Source organism: Peribacillus sp. NPDC097295 (assembly GCF_044761665.1).
Lineage (GTDB): Bacteria > Bacillota > Bacilli > Bacillales > DSM-1321 > Peribacillus.
Window position 1 is genome coordinate 412,006 of record NZ_JBIWCW010000003.1, and the last position, 26,569, is coordinate 438,574.

The window sequence follows — 26,569 nt, forward strand, 5'->3', positions numbered from 1 at the left end:
TTTGTTGTATTATTTGTCTTAGTTAAAAAGTTAGAAAAATCAAAAAAGAAAGGAGTGGAGTTTTTGGTATATGTAGCAGTAGATATTGGAGCTTCAAGCGGAAGGCTTGTTATTGGTGATAGGAAGAACGAAAAATTAGAAACTATTGAAATACACCGTTTTGCAAACGGATTCACAAAGAATGATCATGATTTACTGGTCTGGGACATTGAACATCTATTGAATGAAATAGTAAAAGGGTTAGAGAAAGTGAAGGTACTAGGTTATGAAACTTGTACGCTAGGAATAGATACTTGGGCTGTTGATTATGTTTTGGTGGATGATAATGGAGACTGTTTGCAAAAGCCGATTTCTTATCGTGATAGCAGGACTGAAAATACCATTGAAAAGATTACGGAATCGATTTCAAAGGAAGAAATCTACAGCAAAACAGGTATACAGTTTTTACCGTTTAATACACTTTATCAATTTTATGAAGAAAATAAAGACATGTTACATAGAACAAATAAGATTTTAATGATTCCTGATTATTTAGGTTTTGCATTAACAGGTAATGCTGCCAGTGACGTGACCAATCTTTCAACGACGCAAATGTTGAATTTCAAAACAAGGACTATAGATGAAGAGCTTCTTTATCTAGTTTCCTTGAAAAAAGAAAAATTCCCTGAACTCGTGGAACCTGGAACCATTTTGGGAGAGTTGAAGAAGAATCGTTTCCCTTCTTTCGATTTACCAGATTGCCAGGTCGTGACGGTAGCCACGCATGATACGGCATCTGCAGTGGTAGGGACTCCAGGTGAAGGTGAAGGTTGGGCATTTTTAAGCAGTGGGACTTGGTCGTTATTAGGAATGGAGAGTCCGGTACCTTATACGAATGATAAAGCTTTTCGTAATAATTATACAAATGAGTGGGGTGCTTTTGGGACTACGAGGTTATTGAAGAACATTATGGGCTTATGGGTCATCCAAGAAGTCAGAAGGCATCTTATCCAGGATTATAATTTTTCTCAATTTGTAGAAGAAGCACTAAAAGAAGAGAATTTTAAACAATTTATCGATTTTAACGACGACCGGTTTCTTAATCCCTCCAATATGATCGAAGAAATACAAGGATATTGTCGGGAAACGAATCAGCCAATTCCGGTAACCGCTGGAGAATTGGCATGCTGTGTATTTAACAATTTGGCAATCATCTATGCCATTGCCCTAGATGATTTAGAAAATATCACAGGAAAAACAATCGATCGTTTACATGTAGTCGGTGGGGGAGCCTACAACGACTTGTTAAATCAGTTAACAGCGGATATGAGTGGAAGAGTGGTTTATGCAGGGCCCATAGAAGCAACCGCTATAGGAAATTTGTTAATCCAGATGATTGCAAAAAAAGAAATTAACGATTTAAAAGAAGGTCGCAAACTGGTAAGAGGCTCCTTCGACATTAAACAATATGTCCCAAGCAAAGTAGAGCGTAACACAATCATTAACAAATTTAAGGAGGTCATTAAATATGCACAACCAAATTAAACGGGATTACGAGGCGGCTAGAGAACTGTATGCAAATCATAATATTGACACGGATGAAGTGTTAGAAAAGTTAACGAAAATTAAAATCTCCATGAATTGTTGGCAAGGAGACGATGTAAAAGGTTTTATCAATAAAGATCAAGGACTGACTGGAGGTATATCCGTAACAGGTAATTATCCCGGCGCAGCAAGAAACCCGGAAGAACTTAGAAAAGATTTAGAGAAAGCTTATTCATTGATTCCTGGAAAGCATAAGTTGAATTTACATGCCATGTATACAGATACTGATGAAATAGTGGAATTGGATGAAATTGAACCACGTCATTACACGAAATGGGTGGAGTGGGCAAAAGGCCAAGGACTTGGTTTGGATTTTAATCCTACATGCTTTTCCCACCCAAAATCCGAAGATGGTTTTACATTAAGTCATCCTGAGAAGGAAATTCGGGATTTTTGGATTGAGCATTGTAAGCGCTCCCGTAAAGTCGGGGAATATTTCGGGAAGGAAACGGGCCAACCATGTGTAACTAATTATTGGGTTCCAGATGGATTTAAAGATATACCAGTTGACCGTCTGACACCAAGAAAACGTTTAGAAGAATCTTTGGATGAGATTTTTAAAGAAGCGATTGATCCTCAATATAATTTAGATGCAGTGGAGAGTAAGTTATTTGGAATAGGCTCTGAAAGTTATGTTGTGGGTTCTCACGAGTTTTATATGGGGTATGGCTTAACGCGTAATAAATTGATTTGTCTTGACTCAGGCCATTTTCACCCGACTGAAACGGTTTCCAATAAGTTATCTTCCCTCTCATTATTCACTGAAGGACTACTGTTGCATGTGAGCCGTCCTGTTAGATGGGATAGTGATCATGTTGTGACGCTCGATGATGAACTTCTTGAAATCGCCCGTGAATTGGTCACGCATAACCTGACTGAAAAAACTCATATTGGACTTGATTTCTTTGATGGCAGCATTAACCGCGTAGCAGCTTGGGTGATTGGTACACGTAATACGATTAAAGCACTCCTTCGCGCGTATTTACTTCCTATCGAGAAATTAAAAGCGGCTGAATTAGAGGGTGATTACACGACTCGTCTAGCATTGATGGAGGAATTCAAAATGTATCCATTTGGGGCGATTTGGGATTACTACTGCGCCACTCAAAATGTTCCTGTACGTGAAGAATGGCTCGCGGAAGTAAAAGATTATGAAAAAACATTGTTAGTGGAAAGAGTATAAGTTTCAGTGACGAATGGGGGATGAGCATGATTAGAAAAGCCAGCATTATGACTGTTTATAAAGATCATTATGAGGAGTATCAGAAAAGACATGACGAATTATGGCCTGAAATGGAAGTAGAGCTAAAGGCACATGGGGTTCACAGTTATTCGATTTTTCTAGAAAAAGAAACGGGGAAGCTATTTGCTTATTTAGAAATAGAAGATGAAGAAAAGTGGAGTGAGATGCCTAACACCGCAATAAATAAAAAATGGTGGAACTATATGGAACCCTTAATGGAAACGAATCCGGACAATAGTCCAGTAGCTATTGATCTGATGGAAGTTTTCCATTTGAAGTAAGGGATAGGAAGGTTTCTTGATCGTTTCTGTATCAAGGATACTATTATTTTTTCAACGAGAAGGGGGCAAGTTAGCAATGGCTAATAGCGGGAAAAGCAAAAAAGGTAGCTTGAAATCCACCATTACAGTTGCGATGTCTAATTATTTGGAAGCAGGGTCAATTGTGGCTGGTGCTGGTGGACTTACGCTCTGGATGGAGTATTTAAATCTTGATGATTTTAAATTGGGGCTTCTGGGAGCACTTAGTGCCAATGGCTTTGGAGCGGCGATCGGTGCTTTGTTAGGTGGGTTCCTTGTTGATAAGTATGGTCGTAAATTCATTTATAAATATGATTTGATTGCCTATATGCTAGGTGTATTACTCATCATCTTTTCCTTTAACTTTCCTATGTTACTTATTGGATATGTTGTAACGGGCATTGCCGTTGGCGCTGCCATTCCAGCAGCATGGACATATATTGCTGAAGAGGCTCCGGAGGGAGAGAGGGCGGCGAGGGTTGGTTGGGGTCAACTGGCTTGGTCAATTGGACCGGCGCTCACTTTGTTCCTTTCCGTTGCTTTGGCACCACTAGGATTATTAGGAAGTAGGTTAATCTTTGCCCAATTATTCGTCATTGCATTGGTTACGTGGATATTACAACAGCAGATTAATGAGTCGACCATTTGGGAAGAGGAAAAACAAAAACAGGACAAACTCAAAAAGAGCGGCAAACTTACAGACGTTTCTCTTAAAGAATTGCTTAGTGTGAAAGAAAATCGCAAAGCTTTATTTCTTTTAATCGGAATATATGGATTTTGGAACTTGGTTGCTGGAGTAATGGGTTACTTTATGCCATACATATATGAAACGGTAGGTGGGCTTACTTCTACTCAAGCTAACTTATTGCAGGGAACTTTATGGTTATTAACTGTCATATCCACTTACTTTGTATTTATAAAACTGGGGGATAAAGTAAATAGAAAGATGCTATTTGGAACAGGTGCAGTGATGGGAATCGTCGCTTGGATGATCTTGACTTTCGGTGGTATGGGTTGGACAGAGTTACTATTATTTGTCCTACTATGGGGAACTGCAGCAGGCTTTGGTGCACAAGCGTTTTATGCCCTTTGGTCTAGTGAACTGTTTCATACAAAATACCGTGCAAAAGCACAAGGAGTCATGTTTTCCATAGCTCGCATCGGTGTAGGCCTATTCTCGCTGGTCATCGCGTTATTGATTACCACATTAGGATTTAAGGTAGCGGGGTTCATCATGATTACTTTCCTGGTTATCCATTTAGTCATCGGTCTGTCCATGTCACCGGAAACCCGCGGGAAATCACTTGAGCAAATACAAGAAGAGCGATATGGAGCCTAGGAAAAGAAGAAATCGTATAAGCTTCTTCACCCTATATGATAAATATCTGTAGTATGAAATTAGTTATCGAAAAATTCAAATAAAAATTTCGGGATGATAGTGACTTACCTTGCTGAATGTCTGGCTTGTTTTAAATGAGTATCTAGAACCTTGGCTTTATTCACTAGATCCATTCTTGTCGGAAGACAAGCCAGATAAGAGCCAGTGAAACGTACAATGTAATCACATTGTACGTTTTACTGGCTCTTTTTTATATTTTCGACAATGGGTAAGGCCTTAAATGGCCATGAAACCTTCATGCAAGAAGTCTAGGAATCTGAAGAAGTTAAGGGCAACACTCACCAAATATGTATAGATAACAAATAGAGGGAATAGTGGATAGGAAAAAGAGGTGACAAAAAACCATCACCTCTCAAAAAGGTCAAATAGAGAACGATGACCTGGAATTACTCTTGTTTACATTGCCTAGCTAATCAGAAGTTCCATTTCCAGTTCTTATGGAAATCAAAAGCAGCTTTTCCTTGGAATCTACGGCGATTACATGTGGAGCGACGTCTCCGGCTAGTGCGACGACGAGTGCTGCAAGTAGAGCGGTTCCGGCTAGTGCGACGACGGGTGCTGCAAGTAGAGCGGTTCCGGCTAGTGCGACGACGGGTGCTGCAAGTAGAGCGGTTCCGGCTAGTGCGACGTTGAGTGCTACAAGTAGAGCGGTTCCGGCTAGTGCGACGTTGAGTGCTGCAAGTAGAGCGGTTCCGGCTAGTGCGACGTTGAGTGCTGCAAGTAGAGCGGTTCCGGCTAGTGCGACGTTGAGTGCCGCAAGTAGAGCGATTCCGAGTAGTGCGGCGTTGAGTACCGCAAGTAGAACGTTTTCTGCTATCCTTTGTTGAGCGTCGAGTACTACGATTTTTATCTTTTCTTTTATTTTTCTTATTCTTTTTCCGTGACGAACGGTTTTTTGACCGTGGGTCTTGGAATAGAAATTCATTTAATCCAAATGAATTCGCCCTCTCCACCGCTTTTTGAATGTCTTTAATCATGTTTGACATACAATCATTCCCCCTTTTCACTAGCTAAAATATGCTGCTTGTACGTAAAGTGCTTATGGCAAACACCCGACCTTCCGAAAAAATGGTCGCTTTAGTGGCATTCTTCGCTTTTTTTCATAAATTAAAAATGAAAATGAAAGGGAAGGGTTTTTATGAATACTGACAAGAAACTACCTGTTTATCACCTTTTTATTCCCCCTGTAAATTTAATCGAGCTTCGTAGAGACATTTGGAGTAATGAACCGGTAACCGGCAAATTATCAATTGAAAAGAAAAAAATGGATATAGATATCGTTTACCGTGGCTCTCATATTCGAGGTTTCCGGAAAAAGTCCTATAACGTAGCCTTTTATAAACCGAGTACTTATCGAAAGGCGAAAGAAGTTCATCTAAATGCTGAATATAAGGATAAATCTTTACTGAGAAATAAATTATCTTTAGATTTTTTTGCAGATATAGGAACCTTATCACCGAGGTCCCAATTTGTCTTTCTCAATCTAAATGGAAAGGATGAGGGGATTTATCTAGAATTGGAATCAGTGGACGAACATTATTTGAAAAATAGTAATCTGCCTGATGGATCTATTTTTTATGCAGTCGATGGTGATGCGAACTTTTCATTGATGAGTGATTTGGATAAAGGAATCAAGAAATCTCTTGAAATAGGGTATGAAAGAAAATGTGGGACGGCTCAGGATGATATGTACTTGCATGATTTAATAATAAATATCAATACGATACCGAGAGTGGACTTCGAAAAGGAAATCGTAAAATACGTGAATGTGGAAAAGTACCTCCGCTGGCTGGCAGGGGTCGTTTTCACACAAAATTATGACGGGTTTGTCCATAATTATGCTTTATACCGTAATGGGGAATCTGGACTTTTTGAAATCATTCCTTGGGATTATGATGCGACATGGGGGAGGGATGTAAATGGGAAAGTGATGGAAGAAGACTATGTTGGTATTAAAGGCTTCAATACATTGACTGCAAGAATCCTTGATATAACTACATTCCGTAAACGCTACCAAAGCCTTTTAAAAGAGATTATGAACAATCAGTTTAACGTTAAGTATATGGAACCGATCGTTCAGGGAATGCATAGCCTAATCAAACCGTATGTTCCAAAAGACCGATATGTTAGGGATAATATTGAGGTTTTTGAGAAAGAACCCGATTTTATTTTAAAATATATTGAAGCCCGGGCTAAATTTATTCGTAGTCAATTGTATAAGTTAGAATAAGTGGACAGTCAGAAGCTTCACTGGTATCACATTTATTAAAATAGCAGGAAGACTGAAATCTCAGTATTCCTGCTATTTTTTTCATTTGCATTTCTATCCACTTACGGCTATGTTTGATAGAAAGATATAATCTGAAGTAATGAAGGATGGGAATAGTTTGAACAATGAAAGCTGCATACCGGCGTATATTTATACTTTTACGTGTACCCCGGACGAACGTTCATTATGTGATATGGAAACGCGCTCGCTCTTTGGTCATGAGACCGAATTCAATATTTTAAAAAGTAATCTTAAAATTGACCCGAGCAGAAGTCCTTTTATAAAAGGACGGGTCGATATCATGTACGAAGGGGAAAGCATAACTGAAATCGTTGAACAGGTTAAACAACTTCCAATCACCGATTCAACATTTAAAGTGTTATTTATTAAAATAAATGATTTGAGTATAGAAGACAAAATCGATTATGATGGACAACGGGCAATTGAGAGGGAAATCGGTTGGCATATTAAGAGTAAGGCAGATGTGCGCAATCCGGATCAAATTTATGGCATTGTCCCATTCGAAGGACGTTGGTACTTCGGTGAATTCGTCAAACCGGAACCTGTATGGTTACATCATTTGAAGAAGCCCCGTGAGTATTCAACTGCCCTTAGTACCAGGGTCGCAAGAGCGATTGCCAACATTGCCGTTCCACATCCAGAGGGTGTAAAGGCCATTGATCCTTGTTGCGGGATCGGTACGGTGTTGGTGGAGGCATTATCCATGGGAATTGATATCGTTGGACGTGATATCAATCCTCTAGTCACGGATGGATCGAGGGAAAATATTGCTTATTTCGGATTAGAAGGCGATGTAACGACAGGTCCGATTTCAGAGGTTACGGAACACTTTGATGTAGCCATCATAGATATGCCGTATAATCTTTATACGCATGCAACACCGGAAGATCAACTTTCGATTCTTAAGCATGCTCGGAGCTTTGCAGATAAAGTGGTTGTAGTAACCATCGATACGATGGATGATATGATTCATGAAGCAGGCTTTCAGATTGCAGACCGCTGTCTAGCGAAAAAAGGTGTATTTTCTAGGCAAATTGTTGTATGTATATAAGGGTTAGGTGAATGTTCGACAAAGATATGTCGCTTAACGGGTGATATCTTATCCTTTCCCATTTATATCAAGAAAAACGACCGGAAGCATTTTGCTTTGCGGTCGTTTTTGATTTACTTTACTACCCTGCAATGGTCTGTAGGCAGATTGCTGAATGAGCTTTGATATTTTGCTTCACCTAGCCGTATAAAGGACAACATTTTTACGATAATGTTTATTGATTTTCCCTTTGTAGTCTACGTAATCTAAATGCCCGATGATCTCCGACATGACAAGAGGGAACTCATTTCTATACTCCCCTTTATAAAAGGCCTTGGCAAGTTCATTACCTGTGGTTATCCCGGATTCTAGTAAAGTGAAGAATTTTTGTGATTTCATTTCGATGCTGTTGAGCCTTTTTTCTATTAATGGTCCAGGTTGATAAATGATGTTACCATGACCATTTATAAGGATTTCTAAAATTACCTTTTTCATACTTTTTCGTTAATTGACCTTCTCGCCATACAAATTATAGTATATGGTTAAATATAGTTCTGTGGTCGTTTTACTATGTATAGGGAGAATGACCGAAAATGTTGATCGTCTTTCATGAACGATAGAAGAAGAGAGGGCATGTATGTATGGACCAAGACAAACAAAGGCTCAGTATTGCGGCTGCAAGACTTTACTATGAATCGGATTATAGTCAACAAGAGATATGCGCACGGCTTGGTGTTTCGCGACCGACGGTATCAAGATTGTTGCAATATGCGAAAGACCAAGGTTACGTCAGGATTCAAATTAAAGATCCGTTAGAAGACGTGGATGAACTATCGAAGCGAATAAAAGAGCGGTATGGGCTGAAACATGTAAGCGTTTCATATTCGCCGCTTAATGAGTATGAGGAGATAACGAAGCATATTGGACGGACTGCGGCCGAATTTTTACACAGGATTGTTAAAGATGGGGATATTATTGGCATCACATGGGGGACCACAATGTTTTCTATTGCATCCCAGCTTAATAACAAGAGAGTGAAAGGCGTAGAGGTGGTTCAGCTAAAAGGGGGCGTTAGTCATTCGTATAGTCTTACCCATGCAGATGAAATTGCCAATCTATTTGCCGAAGCTTACTATACGGTCACCCGGTATTTACCTTTACCCGTTATTTTTGACAAACCAGAACTTAAACAGATGGTCGAGAAAGATCAGCATATAGAACGGATTATTGAGATGGGAAAAAAAGCGAATATTGCGTTATTTACAGTCGGGACGGTAAAGGATGATGCTTTACTCTTCAAACTGGGTTATTTAGATGAAAATGAAAAAGCTGAACTCCAACGTACAGCAGTAGGTGATATATGTTCCCGGTTTTTTGACGATGAGGGAAACATCTGTAATGAAGCCATTAATAGCCGGACAGTGGGCATTGAATTAGAAGAATTGCAAAAGAAAGAAAGAAGTATTTTAGTTGCCGGGGGTGAAGGCAAGATCAAAGCCATCCAGGCTGCTTTGATAGGTAAATATGCTAATACCTTAATTACCGACCAATTCACGGCGAAAGCTTTAATAGAGTATTGAAAAGGATACGGCTGGCGCAGCTACTAGGCGCTAACCTTATCTTTTTTTATGTCTATAACCATTCGATATCTATAGGGTCTAAAAAAATAATTGAACAAAATTTCAAATTAAAATTTACATATGTTCCAGTCCATGGTAGTATTTGATTGTGAAAGCGCTTTTCTTATTGAAAAATCAAAAGAATATGAAAAAATAATAGTTAACAAAATATATAGAATGAGGGGCCGTTAAAAATGAATAAAGCAAAATTAATTGATCACACATTTCTGAAACCGGAAGCAACAGAAAAGGAAATTGTTACATTAGCTGAAGAAGCAAAGGAATATGGTTTTGCCTCTGTCTGTGTAAATCCGCAATGGGTATCACTTGCAGCGAAAGAATTAAAAGAGAGTGAAGTAAAGGTTTGTACGGTCATTGGCTTTCCTTTAGGTGCGTCCACTACAGCTGTAAAAGTTTTCGAAACGCAAGACGCTATTTCAAACGGAGCGGAAGAAGTAGATATGGTAATCAACATAGGGCTATTGAAATCTGGAAACGACGAAGCGGTTGAAGCCGATATGAAAGCGGTTGCTATGGCTGCACAGGGTAAAGCTCTTCTGAAAGTAATCATTGAAACATGCTTGTTAACAGAAGAAGAAAAGGTCCGTGCTTGTCAATTGGCCGTAAATGCTGGTGTTGATTTCGTTAAAACATCAACAGGGTTTTCAACGGGTGGAGCCACTATCGAAGACGTTACGTTAATGAGAAAAGTGGTTGGGCCGAATATAGGCGTAAAGGCTTCTGGAGGAATCCGAGATAAAAAAGACTTAGAAAATATGGAACTGGCGGGTGCTACCCGTATTGGTGCAAGTTCAGGAGTCAAGATCATGCAAGGGGAAGTAGTGACCGGGGGCTATTAAATAAGGAAATCCAATCTTTATCCTCGTTTAGGGAAATGATGCATGCATTTGAACAGAACGAGAAAATATCAGTAGGGGTTCTTACTTGAAAAAGGAGATTACAAATATGGCAAAGACAAAAATAATTCAAATGTCGGATGGATACCTTAATCGGACTCCTATTCTACAATTCATCCTGTTGTCCACACTCTTTTCCATGTGGGCCGTAGCGGCTAGTTTGAATGATATATTGATTACTCAATTCAAAAGTGTGTTCGAATTAAGTGATTTCGCCAGCGCTTTAGTGCAAAGTGCGTTTTACGGAGGTTATTTCTTGGTAGCCATTCCTGCTTCTATGGTCATTAAGAAGACCAATTATAAATTTGCCATCATAACTGGGTTATTCTTCTATATCGTTGGGTGTTCTCTATTCTTCCCAGCATCACACTTGGCGACCTATACGATGTTCTTGTTTGCACTTTTTGCTATAGCGATCGGATTGGGCTTCCTTGAAACAGCTGCCAATACCTATAGTTCCATGATAGGTCCAAAGCAGTATTCTACACTCCGTTTGAACATCAGCCAAACCTTCTATCCTGTAGGATCCATTTTGGGGATTTTACTTGGGAAATACCTGGTTTTCCAGGAAGGTGAAAGTCTGCATGTTCAAATGTCCAAAATGTCTCCTGCCGAAGCACAGGCGTTTGGGATTGAGATGTTGCAGCATACATTAGAGCCATATAAATATATGATTTTCATATTGATCGGAGTGCTTGTGCTCTTCCTTGTCACTAAATTTCCAACTTGCAAACCGGAAGAAAGCACAACGGATTCCACCAAAAGCTCCCCTAATGCCTTAAAAGCCTTGAAGTACTTGGCTGGAAATAAAAGATTTCGCAATGGGATCATGGCACAGTTCTTATATGTAGGGCTGCAAACAACGGTTTGGGCTTTCACGATTAGGTTGGCCTTACATTTAAATCCCAATCTTAATGAAAGAACAGCTTCGAACTTTATGATTTATAGTTTTATAGGATTCTTTATTGGAAAGTTCATTGCAAACTTCTTATTAGCTCGATTCGCATCATCAAAGATCTTGGTTGTGTATTCTGTAATCGGTTCAGTTTTGTTGGCTTACGTAGCACTCGTACCGAATATGACTGCTGTATATGCTGCCATTATTGTTAGTATGCTCTTTGGACCATGCTGGGCGACGATTTTTGCTGAAACGTTAGCGGTTGTTGATAAGAAATATACAGAAATAGCTGGTGCCATCTTGGTTATGTCAATTGTGGGTGGAGCTGTCATACCAGCTCTTCAAGGGTTGGTGTCCGATAGCGTAGGCTCCATGCAATATGCCTTTGTCGTTTCGATGTTATGTTTTGTATATATAGGGGTTCATTTTTTCAAAGAAATGAAAAGGAATGCCAAAATGAAAAAAGTTACAGAACAAACTGGTGAATTCATTGCTTAACTGAATATATTCCTAAAGAAAAAAGAGGCAGGAAACACAAGATGCAACAGGGTTTCCTAAGGGGGACCCTGTTAGCTGTTGTTCGAAGGGGAGGAAGAATAGTATGATAGGAACGATTGAACTACAAAGAGGGTTCTTCAAAGATAACCCCACAGTATTTTTTAGAAATGCTGAGTTTACTGTTACTTTGTTTCGTTATCCATCCGGAGTGGAAGCGATAGAACTAAGAAACTCCCGTGGGAAGATGGTGGTTCTGCCTTATTTAGGACAAATCGTGTGGGATTTAGTCTTTGACGGAATAAATCTTAAGATGAAAAATATGTTCTCTCAACCGAAACAAGTAGATGAAATTGTGGATACATACGGATGTTTTGCTTTTCATTCCGGTTTGCTGAGCAATGGCTGCCCAGGACCTACGGATGATCACGTCTTACATGGTGAGATGGCATGTGCCACTATGGATCGAGCCTGGATAGAGGTTACGGAAAATGGTGTGAAAATTGGTGGGTTGACTGAATATGTAAAAGGGTTCGGACATCATTATATCGCTAAACCCAGCGTAACGATGTTTTCGGGGGAAGCTCACATTGAAATGGGCATGTATGTGAAAAACTTATCAGGGGCAGAAATGCCTTTACAATACATGTGTCATACCAATTATGCTTATTTGGAAAATGCAGTGATGAAGCAAAACATTCCTGATAGCGCGTTTGAGTTACGTGAGTCTATTCCCGATCATGTTCATCCTACAAAAAAATGGTTGGAATTCAATGAAGAAATCCTTGCAGGCAAAGAACCGATTTCAGTATTGGACCGACCGGATATGTATGACCCGGAAATTGTATTTTTCATGGATGGATTGAGGGGTCATCAAAAAGAAGCAAGCTTCGAAATGACGTCACCAAACGGAACTACATTTTTCACCAAGTTCTCTACGGATGAATTTAATTATGCCACTCGGTGGTTACTTTTTAATGAAGACCAACAGGTCGGAGCATTTGTGCTGCCCGCTACCTGTAGGCCTGAAGGATTCATGGCGGCACAGAATTCGGGCAGCTTAATCAAGTTGACTTCAGGTGAGGAAAGAACATTTACAATCATTACGGGTAAGAAATAAGGAGGAATTAGAAATGGATATAGCGGTTATCGGATCCAATATGGTGGATTTAATTACATACATTGATCAAATGCCAAAGGAAGGGGAAACCCTCGAGGCACCAAGTTTTGAAATTGGTTGTGGAGGAAAAGGCGCCAACCAGGCGGTGGCCGCAGCAAAAATGGGTTCTAAGGTCATGATGCTAACTAAGGTCGGAGACGATCTTTTTGCGGATAATACGATCAGTAACCTGGAACGTTATGGGATCGATACAGAATTTACAAGTAAGGTTCCGGGAACATCAAGCGGTGTCGCACCCATTTTTGTCGATCCTCAATCGAGGAACCGGATATTGATCATCAAAGGGGCAAATGAAAATCTTCTACCAGAGGATATTGATAAAGCGGCTGATAAGCTTAAGAAGTGTTCTTTAATCATTCTTCAATTGGAGATTCCGTTACCGACAATATACAGGGCCATTGACTTTGGTAAAGAGAACCAAATCCCTGTTGTATTGAATCCAGCTCCTGCTTCAAAAGAGTTAGACTTTGAATATGTTTGCAAGTGTGATTTCTTCATACCTAATGAAACCGAATTGGAAATCCTAACTCAGATGCCAGTAGAAACAGATCAACAAGTGCAAGAGGCGGCCTTATCCCTTATCGAACAAGGTGTGAAAAACGTTATCGTGACAATGGGAAGCCGTGGGGTAATGTGGGTGACTGAAGAACATGTGGAACGAATCGATGCGTACAAAGTAGATGCCGTTGATACTACAGGAGCGGGAGATTCGTTCATTGGCTGCTTCGCCCACTTCTATGTTAAAAATGGAGACGTGCTTCATGCCATTAAGATGGCTACTGGTTTTTCTGCGTTGAGCGTGACAAAACGCGGTACCCAAACCTCTTATCCTGATAAAGACCAGCTAGAAGAATTTTTAGCGTTGCAAGTTTGAACGTACTCGAGTAGAAAGTAAAATAAAGAAAGGGCTGCATCCGCTTTTGTCGGAGCAGCCCTTTTTACGTTTGTGGTCAAAATAAATCCCAGGAAACAGAGCGTTTCAGATAAAGAGACTTTGAATTGCCTTGTCTATTAAATGAAAGGAATTGGTATCCTGGTCATTGAGTCTATGTAACGGAATGATTAATCATAGAAGGATAATGGCTTTTGGTATCGAAACTGTAGATATGGAAGTGAAAAGTACATAACTATTAACCTGTAAGTAGGAGGGCTATTTATGAAGCAAAAAGTGTATATAACGAGAAAGTTGCCAGAACAAATCGTGAATGGCCTAAGACAGAATTTCGATGTAACGATGTGGGAGGATGAAGCGATTCCGGTCCCAAGAGAGGTACTGGAAAAAGAAATAGTAGAGGTTGACGGTCTCTTTTGTATGTTGACGGAACAAATCGATGAATCCTTGATAGAGAAGGCGACCAAACTGAAAATCATTGCGAATATGGCGGTGGGCTATAACAATATTGATTTACAAAGTGCCACAGATAAAGGAATCATGGTCACGAATACGCCGGGGGTGCTGACGGAAACGACAGCAGACTTGACTTTTGCCTTGCTGCTTGCAACGGCTAGAAGGCTTATAGAGGCAACAGATTATCTAAAAAACGGTCAATGGAAATCATGGTCCCCCATGCAGTTAACTGGACAGGATGTACATGGGGCAACGTTAGGAATCATCGGATTAGGTAGGATTGGAAAAGCATTGGCAAAAAGGGCTAAAGGATTTGATATGAATCTTGTTTACTATAATCGAAGTCGTAAGTATGAAGAGGAAAAAGAGTTAGGAATCGAATTCGTTTCACTCGAAGAACTGCTTAAGGTTTCGGATTTTGTTTGTGTCATGGTGCCACTTACCTCCCAAACTAGCTATATGATTGGTGCAGAGCAATTAGCTTTAATGAAAGAAACGTCCATACTCATTAATACGGCAAGGGGTGACATCGTGGATGAACAAGCCCTGTATCAGGCTTTAGTAAACCGTGAGATTTGGGCTGCCGGGTTGGATGTGTTCGAGAAAGAACCGGTCCCGTTAAATCATCCTCTTTTAGCCCTGCCCAATGTGGTGACACTACCTCATATCGGGAGTGCAAGCATTGCAACGAGGTTGAAAATGGCAGGTCTTGCTGCGGAAAATTTGATGGCCGGCTTAGCGGGTGCCATTCCTGATAATCTAGTGAATTCAGAAATAACTAGCATGTTGAAAGAGAAAGGGTAATCATAATGGAATTGCGAGATGCAATTTACGCAAATAATAACAAGATGAAGACAACTAAAAAGTTATGGTTGGCACTCATGCTCGGTTCCTTTGCAGCAATTGGCCCATTATCACTTGATATGTATTTGCCCGGTCTGCCAACTCTTGCAAATGATCTCAAAAGCACTACGTCCTTGGCTCAGCTCAGTTTGACTGCTTGTTTATTAGGCTTGGCATTAGGTCAAGTATATCTTGGTCCCCTTAGTGATGCGAAGGGGAGGCGAATACCGTTAATTATTTCCTTGTCGGTTTATAGCGTATCTTCACTGCTTTGCGCCTTTGCTCCTTCTATTGAAATGCTTTTGTTATTACGGTTTATCCAGGGGACTGCTGGCGCAGGAGGAATTGTCATTTCCCGGGCCATTGTCCGTGATCTTTTTTCCGGTACGGATTTAACCAAGTTCTTTTCGATGTTAATGCTAGTTAATGGGGCAGCACCGATTTTGGCACCAGTTTTCGGTGGGCAGCTGCTACAGTTCACATCGTGGCGGGGAGTTTTCGTCGTCATTTGTGCGTTAAGTGTTCTTATGGTTGCTGCAGCTTTTTGGGGGATTCAGGAAACGCTCCCGAAAGAACTGCGGAGTGTTGGAGGTGTATCCAATACAATAAGAACTTTCGGGGATTTATTGAAAAACCGTGTGTTTATGGGGTATGCCTTTTCTCAAGGATTCGTTACGGCAGCTATGTTTGCGTATATCTCAGGCTCCCCTTTTGTACTCCAAAATATCTATGATATCTCCCCGCAAACATTCAGCATGATCTTTGCGATGAATGGGATGGGAATCATCATTGCTTCCCAGGTGACTGGTAGGCTGGCTGGGAAGATAAAAGAAGAAAGACTCCTTCAGATAGGGTTATGTCTTGCATTATTTGGAGGTATCTTTCTACTCATCTCTATCATTTTAGGGGTGGGTATTGCAGGAATTTTAATAGCTTTATTTCTATCTGTTTCTAGCGTTGGGATCGTGGGAACAACCAGTTTTGCATTAGCGATGCAGGATCAGAAAAAAACAGCTGGAAGTGCCTCTGCTTTAATAGGCCTTTTACCATTTGTATTAGGTTCGCTCATGGCTCCTTTAGTCGGGATTGGCGGAGATGATTCACCTCTGCCGATGGCGATTGTGATGGTAAGTTGTCATGTTATCGCGATGTCCTCTTATCTATTTATTGCAAGAGGGAGGCTTGGGAAAGCGGTTGAATGACTAATTCATACAGGAACAGCTGGGCTGTTTCGCCAGCCTATATCCTATAATCAAACAAAAATGAAGAGGCAGGCACGTTGACAAGATCAACGTATCTGCCTCTCTATTTATTCATTTTTTATAATAGCGATTCTGCCCCGTCAATATACACTTCGGTCCCTGTAACGTGGGAAGACATGTCCGACGCAAGGAACAAGACAAGGTCACCTGCTTGTTCGACTGTACCGGCTTTGTTTGCGAGTGGCTGAGAACCTTCAGGATATTCAATAGGGATTTTAATTTTTTCCAAGTTTTCATCTTCGGGATAAGTATTGTCGTGGATATTCGTATCAATGGAGCCTGGGCAGATGATGTTGACGCGAATTTTATATTTGGCCAATTCGAGTGCGGCCATCTTGCCAAAAGCGACCTGCCCTGCTTTGGATGAACTGTATGCAGAGAAGCCAAAGTTCTTGAAGAAGCGGTTCCCATTAATGGAGCTATTGATGGTGATGCTGCCACCGGTTTCCTTCATATAGGGAATGGCGTACTTAATGGTAAGGAAGGTGCCTTTCAGGTTGATGCCAAGTGTTTGGTCCCAATCTTCAGGCTTGATATCTTCAATGGGGGCAATCACCCCGTTAATGCCAGCATTGGCAAAAACGAAATCGATTTTCCCAAAATGTTCGAAGGCAGCCTGGTAAGCCTTTTCGACCTGTTCGGGTTGAGAGACGTCCGTTTTGACGATTAATGCTTCTCTTCCGAGGTTTTCCACTTCTTCCTTGACCTTTTGGGCATTTTCAACTGTACGGTCAAAAAACACAATATTTGCACCATTTTCTGCAAGCTTTATGGCTGCACCTCGGCCAATTCCCGATCCGCCACCTGTAATGATTGCTACTTTATTTTTCATCAAATCTGTCATTGATTTCACACGCTCCTTTTTTAGTTTATTTTCCCATAAGGTAGTATGTAGAAACATCAAGGCAGTAGTTATAGAAAGAGTATAAAGGAAAATAGACTGAAAAATCCAATTAAAACCCATAATATATAGCATTTCTCTTTATTTTTCATTGAAGTATCGTTATATTGAGGACAAAGTCAGTTTTTTTAAAAAGGGGGATTCAACAATGATACGGTTTGGGATTATCGGTACCAACTGGATTACAGAGCGTTTTTTGAATGCAGCAAGGCATGTTGAAGATTTTTCATTGGTTGCCGTCTATTCACGTACAGAAGAAAAGGCTAAGGAATTTGCGGAAAAGTATGGGGTCCAATATACATTTACAGACTTGGAGCAAATGGCGAGCAGTCCTGAAATTGATGCGGTCTATATTGCCAGTCCCAATTCTCACCATAGCAAACAAGCAGTATTATTGTTACAGAATAAAAAACATGTTTTATGTGAAAAGCCATTAGCTTCTAATGTGGCAGAAGTGAAGGAAATGATACAGGCAGCACAACAACATGAAGTGCTCCTTATGGAAGCGATGAAATCAACACTGATGCCGAGTTTCAAAAACCTTGAGGAAAACATCGGTAAAATCGGTAAAGTCCGTCGTTACCAAGGAGGCTATTGTCAATATTCTTCCCGTTACGACGCTTATAAAGAGGGAACGGTACTGAATGCGTTCAATCCGGAATTTTCAAGCGGTTCCCTGATGGATTTGGGTATATACGCCATTTATCCGCTTGTTGTTCTATTCGGTAGACCAAATAAAATCCAGGCCTCTGGTACATTATTAGAATCAGGTGTGGACGGCCAAGGTACCATTTTGCTTTCCTACGATGAGATGGAAGCCACAGTGAGATATTCCAAGATCACAGAGTCCAATCAACCTTCAGAAATACAGGGAGAATTAGGCACCATACTCATCGACAAGATATCCAGTCCCGAAGAAGTGGATATCACGTATCGTGATGGCACAGAGGAAAGCCTTTCGGTTAAACAGGACATGCCCCCGATGTATTATGAGGCGAAGGAATTTGTAGAATTGATTCAGCAAGGAAAAACAGAATCGAACACGAATACCTTTGCGAATTCTTTATTAACGATGGAAATCATGGATGAAGCCAGAAAACAGATAGGCATTGTTTTTCCGGCTGATCGAAATTAAGCATTATATTAGACATGATTAAAGAAAAAGCGTATAAATGGATGTTACAGAATACCTAATTATGGGTAGGGTTTTAGAACATAGAAATTTCAGTTGGTGGAGGAATTAATATGCAATGCAAGATTAATCGAAATGCAGCAAAGGTTTTAAAAAAGATGTTGAGTAGCGAAGAAGCGGAAGGAAAAATGATCCGGGTCTATATCTCGCATATGCATGGCGATCATGCGCACTATGAAATGAAGCTTGATGTTCCGACAGAGCATGATGAAATTGTCAAAACGGATAAGGATATCGATATATTGTTGGATTCACGCGAAGAATTCCTAGATGGGGTTTGGATTAAGTACTTCTACGTGCCGGAGGAAGGGTTCGAAATTACCAACCCGTTGAAAGAGCCTCACGGCCATCAACATCATTAAAAGACTAGGGGGGAATTAAGCATGACAGAATTATATGAAAAAATGTTTCAACCATATAAATTTTCTTCTGGTGTTGAAGTGAAAAATCGGATCATGTTGGCACCGATGACTCATTATTCATCAGATGACCAAGGGTATGTTACGGAAGAGGAATTGGCTTATTATGGAGAACGTTCAGCAGGCGTCGGAACGGTCATTACGGCATGTGCCTATGTTTTAGCCGGTGGGAAAGGATTCCCGGGGCAATTCAGTGCTGACGACGATGCATACATACCTTCTCTCAGAAAAGTGGCAGAAACCATTCAAGGCAAAGGGGCCAAAGCCATTTTGCAAATCTATCATGGTGGTCGACAAAGTCCTCCTGAGTTACTGCCGGATAATCAACCCGTTTCTGCAAGTAGCGTTGCTTCGAGCGAAGGTGCCCCTGTACCTCGTGAAATGACGGAAGCAGAAATTCATGAAGTGATTAAAGCATTCGGTGAAGCAACAAGAAGAGCCATCGAAGCCGGATTTGACGGTGTCGAAATACACGGTGCCAATACGTATTTATTACAGCAATTTTTCTCACCTCATTCCAACCGTCGCACAGACAATTGGGGAGGAACACTTGGAAAACGAATGATTTTCCCGCTTTCCATCGTTAATGAAGTAGAAAAAACAGTGGCAGAACATGCGAAAAATCCGTTTGTTATCGGCTATCGCATTTCTCCAGAAGAGGGCAGCGAGCCCGGCATCACTTTGGATGACACGCTTCAATTCGTCGATCGACTTGCAAATCAAAACCTGGACTATATCCATGTATCTGTAGGCCATTTCTGGAATGGCTCATTCCGTGAGAGTGATAGAACAGAATCAAGAATCGTTAAAATATATGAAAAAGTAGGCAATCGGATTCCAGTGGTCGGAGTAGGTGCCCTTCATACACCGGAAGAAGTGGCAGAAGCCATGGAAACAGGGGTACCGTTCATTGCACTGGGCAGGGAACTGCTTATGGAACCTTACTGGATCGAGAAAATTATGTCTGGTAAAGAAAAGGAAATACGTACGACCCTTTCGAAAAAGGATCAAGAAGAACTAGTCATTCCTGATCCACTTTGGGAGAAACTGATAAATGTAAAAGGCTGGCTTCCAGTCGTAGACTGAGTATGAATAATAGTTTAACCCGTCCATATTTTTTGGACGGGTTTTTTTGGTAAGACTTATCTATCGAGTGTAACGGTCGAATTCGAGCCTATATTCTTTTTCCTGAATATAAGCAAACCGATTGTATACATAATGAGTAAGGCTATTAAAATCAAATCGGTCATTCGTATGGTGGCTACGTCCGTTACGTTCTGTCCGGTATATTGCAAAAAGTTATGAAGAAAGTGAAAAATTATCGGAATGATGATCGATTGTGTTTGAATGACCAATAAGGCTAGAACGAGACCTACCAGTAACGCATAGAACACTTGTATAAAAATTGAAAAGGAAGGATTTTGAAGTGCTTGGGCAAAGTGTCCGATCCCGAAGAAGAAACTGGAAATGATGATAGCCTTTATCTCTCCTTTTGGTTGAAGAATCTTAAGCATCAAGCCACGATATACTGTTTCCTCGACGAAGGCATTCATGATAATGCCCATGCTTAGGAAGAGCAAATAGGAAGAGGATGGAACGGCTATTCCATTGTTGAAGATGACAAGAAGTATCAAGAAGAAAAGTAATGGTGCATATAAAACCCATTCCTGGATGGTTAAATCTCGGAGTGAATGAAAATAAAAAGTTCGCCATTGCTTTTTTATGGTGAGGTATAAAATCAAGAGGAGCGCTAGCGGAATAAAGCCCATAAAAGGTGCGATAGGGTTGCTCATGTTTGTTATTTCGGAGATGGCAGCACCTATTGATACAAAAAGTAAAGTGAGGATTTCAAGTCCGATAAGAATTAAATAAGGTCGTTTGTATGTCATTTCATTTTTCATTTTTAAGTCATCATCTCCCACGGTTTGTATTAACTATTCGTCGTCCATTTGGAAAATCCTGCTTGTATCGATATGTAAGTTGCGGATAGGAAGTTATCCTATTCCTGTTCGAATTTTTGGTTTCCGTATACTTCCTGGTGCTCACATTTAGAAGAAAAGCAAAATCGTTCATTTTCATCTGGTTTTAAGTGGAAAATCGTTCAGGTACATGGTCTAGCATTCAATCTTCCTAAAACTGGTTATGATGTCCGGCACCTAATTTACTAGTGTAGAAATATGGTCCTATTTTGTAACCAAAACGTAATGGAATGTAAACAATTGTTTACATTGTAAGTAATGTACAGTTTTACGTTTTACTATATAATGTGTGGAACATGGCTAAAACCATGCAAAAACACGACAAAGGAGATTACATATGACAGTTACTTCTATCATTCTATCAAATCCCGAAAGGGTTACAGTAAACAGGAAATATTCAAGGCTCCCCTCACACTTTTTCTTTTTCTAAGATACTAGGCGATTGAACGGCTACCTCCCAATACGTTAAAAACAAATTTTCTCAATAAACGTTTTTATTATAGTATGACAAAAAAAATAGAGGATGTGAGTGTGGTTATATGATGAAGGATAATAGATTTCAAGGGTATAACATGAAAGGCTTTCAAAAGGATCTGACGGCAGGCTTATTAGTGGGAGTGGTTGCCATTCCACTGGGGCTAGCTTTTTCCATTGCATCAGGAGTGGAACCTATATATGGGTTATATACAACGATCATTGCAGGAATCCTGATTTCGCTTTTAGGCGGATCGAAATATCAAATCGGCGGTCCAACTGGAGCATTTGTTCCATTGTTATTTGGGATTGTTATGCAATATGGATATGAGAGTCTACTCATTGCCGGATTCCTAGCCGGAATTATGCTAGTAGTGATGGGGCTGCTTAAGTTAGGGAATTTGATGAAGTTCATTCCCCGCCCTGTTATCATCGGTTTTACTACAGGAATTGCGATAATAATCTTTTCTGGGCAAATTGCTAACTTCTTCGGAATGAAGGTGGAAAAGCATGAAGCGTTCTTAGCTAATATGAAGGAATTGGTGGTTAAAGCCGAAACGATAAATGTTTATAGCATAGGGGTAGCCCTTATATGCTTTATCGTAATCCTGTTTACACCGAAAGTACTTCCAAAAGTACCGGGACCGCTTCTAGGGTTACTTGTTTCCACAATTGTCGCCTTCTATTTCTTCCCTAATAAAGTGGCTACGATTGGATCGACATATGGAGCGATTCCAAGAGGTTTTCCTGAATTTAAAGTACCAGAGGTTTCGGTGGAAATCATTATCAATCTTCTCCCGGTGGCGGTTACCATAGCATTATTAGGTGGAATTGAGTCACTGTTATCTGCAACCGTGGCAGATAACATGGGTGGATCAAAACACGATAGCAATAAGGAATTAGTCGGTCAAGGTATAGCAAACATGGCTACACCATTCTTTGGCGGAATCCCGGCAACAGGTGCAATTGCCAGAACGGCTACGAATATCAAGAGTGGAGCCGTTTCGCCATTATCAGGGGTTATTCATGGGCTTGTCGTACTGATGGTCCTGCTCGTACTATCTCCTTATGCCACCCATATTCCTTTAGCCAGCATGGCGCCAATTCTGATGTTTGTTGCTTGGAACATGAGCGAACGGAAGGAATTTGCGCATGTATTGAAGACGAAATCGGCTGATTCGGTTGTATTATTGGTGACATTCCTTGTCACTGTTTTAACCGATCTGATCATGGGCGTTGGTATCGGCTTAGTAATTGCCTTTGTCACCTTCATCATGAAGATGAGCCACTCGTTAAAAATCAGGGAAAGAAGTCATGAGGTTTATCCGGAGATTATTCCTAGTGAGGATGAGAATTCAAGAATTGATGTTTATAATTTGGAAGGTCCTTTATTCTTTGGTTCGATTGATGTACTGGAATCTAATATTTTGGAAAACCTGGATAATAAGACGAGCGTCTTGGTATTGAGTATGCGAAGGGTATCCTATATGGATACGTCAGCCGAGGCCGCACTTTTAGCCATTGTTGATCGCATCAGGAAATACAAAGGAAAACTAGTCATTTCGGGGATTCAGCAACAACCTAAGGAATTGCTAATCAGTACTGGATTATATCATAAAATAGATAAAAAGCATTTCTTTAAATCGAAGGAAGAAGCCTTATATTTTGCCAAGCAACAGGTGGGTGGAAATCAGATCATATAGTCTCATAGATTTAAACCTAAAGTCACCTTTTTGGATTTTTATGGTATAGTAACCATAATAGGAGATTATAAAAGAAGGTGACTGTCTGGGTGAAGTTATATCGGATTGGCCAGCTTGCTGAACTCGCTAATGTCTCAAGGAGAACCATTGACTATTATACTAAATTGGGAATGCTTAACTATGAAAAAACCGGATCCAGATATCGCTATTATACGGAGGATGCGCTCGAACGACTTAGTATGATAGAAAGATATAAAGAGCAAAATATGCCATTGACCGAAATCAATGAGCGGCTGCGTATATGGTCGGATACATCGGCCGATTCGGGAGAGGTTTTAGCAAAGATCGAAAAGATTTCATCAAACCTACAAGAGTTGGAGCGCGATATTCTTGAATTGAAGCCACTCTTGGGCCAGCTGGATGAACAGCAGTTGAAATTTGCTGTTCGGCAGCTTTCTGTTAGAGGAGGATCTTTGTTAAGCATCATGAGCATACTTACATAAGCAAGCTATTCCTTGTACAAAAAAAGACCATTTCGGTCTTTTTTTGTTTTTTCCGTAGCATGAATTAAAATCTTTTTTTCGACAAAATGGAAGGAGATAAGGGAATGGGAAAAGAAGAACTATAAGTATAACGATTAGAAGGGGTGGGTGGATGATTGGTTCAATTGTAACGACGACGAAAGGACATCTTCAAGGAACTGTCGAAAATGGTATAGGTGTTTGGAGAGGCGTCAGGTATGCAAAGGCTCCAGTCAATGAATTGCGTTTTCGCTCCCCGGAGCCGGTGGGAGAATGGAAGGGTGTCTTGGATGCAATCGATTTCGGTGCTGTGCCACCACAACCGATGGAACGTGCCGTCAGGATGGGAATGACAGGCAGTGAAAAAATGGATGAGGACTGTTTATTCCTGAATATCTGGTCACCTAAAGCAGATGACAAGAAGCGGCCGGTGATGGTTTGGATTCCAGGTGGAGCATATATTACCGGGGCAGGATCGATAGATATGTACAACGGTCATGTTTTAGCCGGAAATGGAGACGTAGTGGTTGTAACCATCAATTATCGGTTAGGTGCATTAGGATATCTGGATTTTACGGAGTGGGCTGAAGCTGAAACTGCATTTGAATCGAACTTAGGTTTACGGGATCAAGTGGCTGCGCTGAAGTGGGTAAAGGAGAATATTGCAGCGTTTGGCGGAGACCCGGGCAATGTTACGATATTCGGAGAATCAGCTGGTGGGAATGCCGTTACGACATTACTCGCTGTACCTTCTGCTAGAGGGCTTTTCAAACAGGCCATCGCGGAAAGTTCTGCCCCAACGTCCGTTTATGGAAAAGACTTCGCACGACAATTCAGCAAAAAGTTTCTTGATATCCTCGGTATCGGAGAGAATGAAATCGAGATTCTAAAAACACTTCCTGTCCATGATATTGTTGCAGCTTCATATACTCTTTTGCAGCAAAACTCACAAGATATCCCTGGCTCGCTATCCTTTGGTCCGGTAGTTGATGGTGATTTTCTACCCGATTATCCATTGGAAATTATCCGGTCGGGCGCAACTACAGGTATCCCCCTTCTCATTGGTACTAACAAGGATGAGGCGACTTTATTTGATCAAATGGATCCCCCGTTAATTCCTACAACCAAAGAAATGATCCATAAAATGTTCGAGAATACAGATCCTGAGGCTGAGGAGCGAATTACCAGCGCATATCTAACCTTTCCGAATAAAGAATCGACGCTTGGCATGGGGCGTGATGCCATTTTCCATATGCCTTCGGTTTGGTATGCAGAGGCATACAGCCGTCATGATAAAACATGGATGTATCGTTTCGATTACCAGACTCTGACGCTTAAAGCTAGTAAACTAGGTGCGACACATGGAATGGAGATTTTATACGCCTTCCAGACATTTGATTCGGCATTAGGGAAACGAATGACTGCTTTCGGTGCTAAGCATGCAGCTTTGAAAGTGTCCCAAAGAATTCAAGGTCATTGGATTAATTTCGCGAAATATGGAAACCCCAATCCACCAGAAGGGGAAATCTGGCCCAAATATGACGAAACCAATCATTATACGATGATCTTCGATAAGCGGGATTATATAGAGAAAGATCCCAATCGAATGATTCGTTTGGCTTGGGAGGGTGTAGGGATATATAAATGAAAGAAAACTAGTATAGAAGAAAAGGGGGAAAACATGGGTACATATCATTTTCAGCCAACGAAAGAGTTTGCCAAGGAATTGGACCAAGGTGATGCTTTAGCCAATTATCGGGAGGAATTTTACTTGAATCCCGGGAAAATCTATATGGATGGAAATTCATTAGGGCTATTATCGAAGCGAGCGGAGAAAAGTTTACTGATATCATTGGAAGACTGGAAGAGATATGGGATCGAGGGTTGGACGGAAGGCGAGGAACCTTGGTTTTATTTCTCTGAGAGATTGGGTGAACTAAGCGCTCCTTTGGTAGGGGCAGCAAGTGATGAAGTGATTCTGAGTGGTTCGACGACGAGTAACCTTCATCAGCTTGCGGCAACTTTTTTTGAACCAACGGAGGGAAGGAACAAGATATTGGCTGATGAACTGACGTTTCCAAGTGATATTTATGCGCTTCAGAGCCAGCTCTTGCTGCACGGTCTTGATCCAGAAACACATTTAGTGCAGGTAAAGAGCCGTGATGGTAAACTTCTTATGGAAGATGACATCATTGCTGCAATGTCTGAGGAAATTTCCTTAATCGTGTTGCCGACAGTTTTGTATCGCAGCGGACAGATTCTGGATATGGCAAGATTAGCAAAGGAAGCACATGCTAGAGGAATCATCATTGGATTTGATGGCTGCCATTCGGTTGGTGCTGTTCCGCACCAATTTGACGAGTGGGAGGTCGACTTTGCATTTTGGTGTAATTACAAGCATGTGAATGGTGGTCCGGGGAGCGTCGCCGGTTTGTATGTGAATCGAAAGCACTTTGAAAAGAGTCCAGGGTTGACCGGTTGGTTCGGGTCAAAAAAGGATAAGCAGTTTGATATGTTGCACTCATTCTCCAAGGCAGAGTCAGCAGGAGCTTTTCAGATTGGAACGCCACATATATTAAGCATGGCACCGCTTGCCGGCTCGCTTGAAATGTTTGCCGAAGTGGGTATCGAACAGGTTCGGAAGAAATCATTGCTTTTGACGCAATATTTTATGGACTTAATTGATTCCGAACTGGCCGAATATGGATTTACATTAGGCAGCCCTCGGGATGATCGGCGAAGGGGTGGCCATATTATCCTCGAGCATCAAGAGTCAGCAAGGATATGTAAAGCGCTGAAGAAAGAGGGTGTCATCCCGGATTACCGTGAACCGAACATGATCCGGCTTGCCCCTGTCGCCCTCTATACCTCTTATCAAGAAGTATGGGAAACGGTACAGGTGCTTAAAAAAATTATGCAAGGGAAGTTATACGAGAGTTATGAAAATATACGGGGAATCATCGCCTAGTCTGG

General features: G+C 40.9%; 24 protein-coding genes and 1 pseudogene. 21 read left to right on the top strand and 4 right to left on the bottom strand.

Features of this window, described 5'->3' with window-relative positions; genetic code table 11:
* The first annotated feature begins 63 nt into the window (after positions 1 to 63).
* From rhaB to ACIQXN_RS08380, 5 genes are all read left to right on the top strand, one after another.
* Positions 64 to 1,524 (top strand): rhamnulokinase, encoded by a 1,461-nt coding sequence (rhaB, locus tag ACIQXN_RS08360; RefSeq protein ID WP_402964541.1) that lies wholly within the window; start codon positions 64 to 66, stop codon positions 1,522 to 1,524.
* On the top strand, positions 1,508 to 2,767 hold the full coding sequence (rhaA, locus tag ACIQXN_RS08365) for an L-rhamnose isomerase (protein WP_402964544.1): 1,260 nt from the start codon (positions 1,508 to 1,510) through the stop codon (positions 2,765 to 2,767). The genes rhaB and rhaA overlap by 17 nt, the downstream gene beginning before the upstream one ends.
* A 26-nt stretch (positions 2,768 to 2,793) precedes the next feature.
* Positions 2,794 to 3,108 (top strand): L-rhamnose mutarotase, encoded by a 315-nt coding sequence (rhaM, locus tag ACIQXN_RS08370; protein WP_402964547.1) that lies wholly within the window; start codon positions 2,794 to 2,796, stop codon positions 3,106 to 3,108.
* A gap of 76 nt (positions 3,109 to 3,184) precedes the next feature.
* Positions 3,185 to 4,465: an MFS transporter gene (locus ACIQXN_RS08375; protein ID WP_402964550.1), complete on the top strand. Its 1,281-nt coding sequence runs from the start codon at positions 3,185 to 3,187 to the stop codon at positions 4,463 to 4,465.
* A gap of 521 nt (positions 4,466 to 4,986) precedes the next feature.
* A complete protein-coding gene (locus tag ACIQXN_RS08380) occupies positions 4,987 to 5,352 on the top strand; it encodes a hypothetical protein (protein WP_402964692.1) in 366 nt (121 codons plus the stop codon).
* An 81-nt stretch (positions 5,353 to 5,433) separates the two neighbouring features.
* Here ACIQXN_RS08380 and ACIQXN_RS08385 read toward each other — a convergent pair.
* Positions 5,434 to 5,511 (bottom strand): annotated as a pseudogene (locus tag ACIQXN_RS08385) (CotG/ExsB N-terminal domain-containing protein); the annotation flags it as partial.
* A gap of 152 nt (positions 5,512 to 5,663) precedes the next feature.
* Here ACIQXN_RS08385 and ACIQXN_RS08390 point away from each other — a divergent pair.
* Entirely contained in the window at positions 5,664 to 6,755 is a 1,092-nt protein-coding gene (locus tag ACIQXN_RS08390) for a CotH kinase family protein (RefSeq protein WP_402964553.1), read from the top strand.
* 157 nt (positions 6,756 to 6,912) lie between these two features.
* Entirely contained in the window at positions 6,913 to 7,866 is a 954-nt protein-coding gene (locus ACIQXN_RS08395) for a TRM11 family SAM-dependent methyltransferase (protein ID WP_402964556.1), read from the top strand.
* 174 nt (positions 7,867 to 8,040) lie between these two features.
* On the opposite strand, the gene ACIQXN_RS08400 is transcribed toward ACIQXN_RS08395, so the two are convergent.
* Entirely contained in the window at positions 8,041 to 8,340 is a 300-nt protein-coding gene (locus tag ACIQXN_RS08400) for a hypothetical protein (RefSeq protein WP_402964559.1), read from the bottom strand.
* A 146-nt stretch (positions 8,341 to 8,486) separates the two neighbouring features.
* On the opposite strand from ACIQXN_RS08400, the gene ACIQXN_RS08405 reads away from it, so the two are divergent.
* The 7 genes from ACIQXN_RS08405 (at position 8,487) to ACIQXN_RS08435 (ending at position 16,347) form a co-directional block, all read left to right on the top strand.
* On the top strand, positions 8,487 to 9,425 hold the full coding sequence (locus tag ACIQXN_RS08405; protein ID WP_402964562.1) for a DNA-binding transcriptional repressor DeoR: 939 nt from the start codon (positions 8,487 to 8,489) through the stop codon (positions 9,423 to 9,425).
* A 233-nt stretch (positions 9,426 to 9,658) separates the two neighbouring features.
* Complete coding sequence (deoC, locus tag ACIQXN_RS08410; RefSeq protein ID WP_402964564.1) at positions 9,659 to 10,324, top strand: deoxyribose-phosphate aldolase; 666 nt, start codon at positions 9,659 to 9,661, stop codon at positions 10,322 to 10,324.
* 106 nt (positions 10,325 to 10,430) lie between these two features.
* Entirely contained in the window at positions 10,431 to 11,777 is a 1,347-nt protein-coding gene (fucP, locus tag ACIQXN_RS08415) for an L-fucose:H+ symporter permease (RefSeq protein WP_402964567.1), read from the top strand.
* Positions 11,778 to 11,880: 103 nt separating this feature from the next.
* Positions 11,881 to 12,894, top strand: a complete 1,014-nt coding sequence (locus ACIQXN_RS08420) for an aldose 1-epimerase family protein (RefSeq protein ID WP_402964570.1) — start codon at positions 11,881 to 11,883, stop codon at positions 12,892 to 12,894.
* Between the two features lie 13 nt (positions 12,895 to 12,907).
* Entirely contained in the window at positions 12,908 to 13,828 is a 921-nt protein-coding gene (gene rbsK, locus ACIQXN_RS08425) for a ribokinase (RefSeq protein WP_402964573.1), read from the top strand.
* A 282-nt stretch (positions 13,829 to 14,110) separates the two neighbouring features.
* The gene (locus ACIQXN_RS08430; RefSeq protein ID WP_402964576.1) at positions 14,111 to 15,106 is read left to right on the top strand and encodes a 2-hydroxyacid dehydrogenase; all 996 of its coding nucleotides are present in this window, start codon (positions 14,111 to 14,113) and stop codon (positions 15,104 to 15,106) included.
* A 5-nt stretch (positions 15,107 to 15,111) separates the two neighbouring features.
* On the top strand, positions 15,112 to 16,347 hold the full coding sequence (locus ACIQXN_RS08435; RefSeq protein WP_402964579.1) for a multidrug effflux MFS transporter: 1,236 nt from the start codon (positions 15,112 to 15,114) through the stop codon (positions 16,345 to 16,347).
* A 118-nt stretch (positions 16,348 to 16,465) separates the two neighbouring features.
* On the opposite strand, the gene ACIQXN_RS08440 is transcribed toward ACIQXN_RS08435, so the two are convergent.
* The gene (locus ACIQXN_RS08440; protein ID WP_402964582.1) at positions 16,466 to 17,251 is read right to left on the bottom strand and encodes an SDR family oxidoreductase; all 786 of its coding nucleotides are present in this window, start codon (positions 17,249 to 17,251) and stop codon (positions 16,466 to 16,468) included.
* 205 nt (positions 17,252 to 17,456) lie between these two features.
* On the opposite strand from ACIQXN_RS08440, the gene ACIQXN_RS08445 reads away from it, so the two are divergent.
* The 3 genes from ACIQXN_RS08445 to ACIQXN_RS08455 all read left to right on the top strand — a co-directional run bounded on the left by ACIQXN_RS08445 (position 17,457) and on the right by ACIQXN_RS08455 (position 20,005).
* Positions 17,457 to 18,443 (top strand): Gfo/Idh/MocA family protein, encoded by a 987-nt coding sequence (locus tag ACIQXN_RS08445; RefSeq protein WP_402964585.1) that lies wholly within the window; start codon positions 17,457 to 17,459, stop codon positions 18,441 to 18,443.
* 110 nt (positions 18,444 to 18,553) lie between these two features.
* On the top strand, positions 18,554 to 18,862 hold the full coding sequence (locus tag ACIQXN_RS08450) for an iron-sulfur cluster assembly accessory protein (RefSeq protein ID WP_402964588.1): 309 nt from the start codon (positions 18,554 to 18,556) through the stop codon (positions 18,860 to 18,862).
* Positions 18,863 to 18,883: 21 nt separating this feature from the next.
* Positions 18,884 to 20,005, top strand: a complete 1,122-nt coding sequence (locus tag ACIQXN_RS08455) for an NADH-dependent flavin oxidoreductase (protein WP_402964591.1) — start codon at positions 18,884 to 18,886, stop codon at positions 20,003 to 20,005.
* 56 nt (positions 20,006 to 20,061) lie between these two features.
* Here ACIQXN_RS08455 and ACIQXN_RS08460 read toward each other — a convergent pair whose 3' ends face one another.
* A complete protein-coding gene (locus ACIQXN_RS08460; protein WP_402964594.1) occupies positions 20,062 to 20,820 on the bottom strand; it encodes a CPBP family intramembrane glutamic endopeptidase in 759 nt (252 codons plus the stop codon).
* A 617-nt stretch (positions 20,821 to 21,437) separates the two neighbouring features.
* On the opposite strand from ACIQXN_RS08460, the gene ACIQXN_RS08465 reads away from it, so the two are divergent.
* The 4 genes from ACIQXN_RS08465 (at position 21,438) to kynU (ending at position 26,564) form a co-directional block, all read left to right on the top strand.
* The gene (locus ACIQXN_RS08465; protein WP_402964597.1) at positions 21,438 to 23,075 is read left to right on the top strand and encodes a SulP family inorganic anion transporter; all 1,638 of its coding nucleotides are present in this window, start codon (positions 21,438 to 21,440) and stop codon (positions 23,073 to 23,075) included.
* 77 nt (positions 23,076 to 23,152) lie between these two features.
* Positions 23,153 to 23,578 carry a MerR family transcriptional regulator gene (locus ACIQXN_RS08470; RefSeq protein ID WP_402964600.1) on the top strand — a complete coding sequence of 142 codons (426 nt, stop codon included), beginning with the start codon at positions 23,153 to 23,155 and terminating at the stop codon, positions 23,576 to 23,578.
* 151 nt (positions 23,579 to 23,729) lie between these two features.
* On the top strand, positions 23,730 to 25,244 hold the full coding sequence (locus ACIQXN_RS08475) for a carboxylesterase/lipase family protein (RefSeq protein WP_402964603.1): 1,515 nt from the start codon (positions 23,730 to 23,732) through the stop codon (positions 25,242 to 25,244).
* Between the two features lie 33 nt (positions 25,245 to 25,277).
* Positions 25,278 to 26,564: a kynureninase gene (gene kynU / locus ACIQXN_RS08480; protein WP_402964606.1), complete on the top strand. Its 1,287-nt coding sequence runs from the start codon at positions 25,278 to 25,280 to the stop codon at positions 26,562 to 26,564.
* Positions 26,565 to 26,569: the final 5 nt, after the last annotated feature.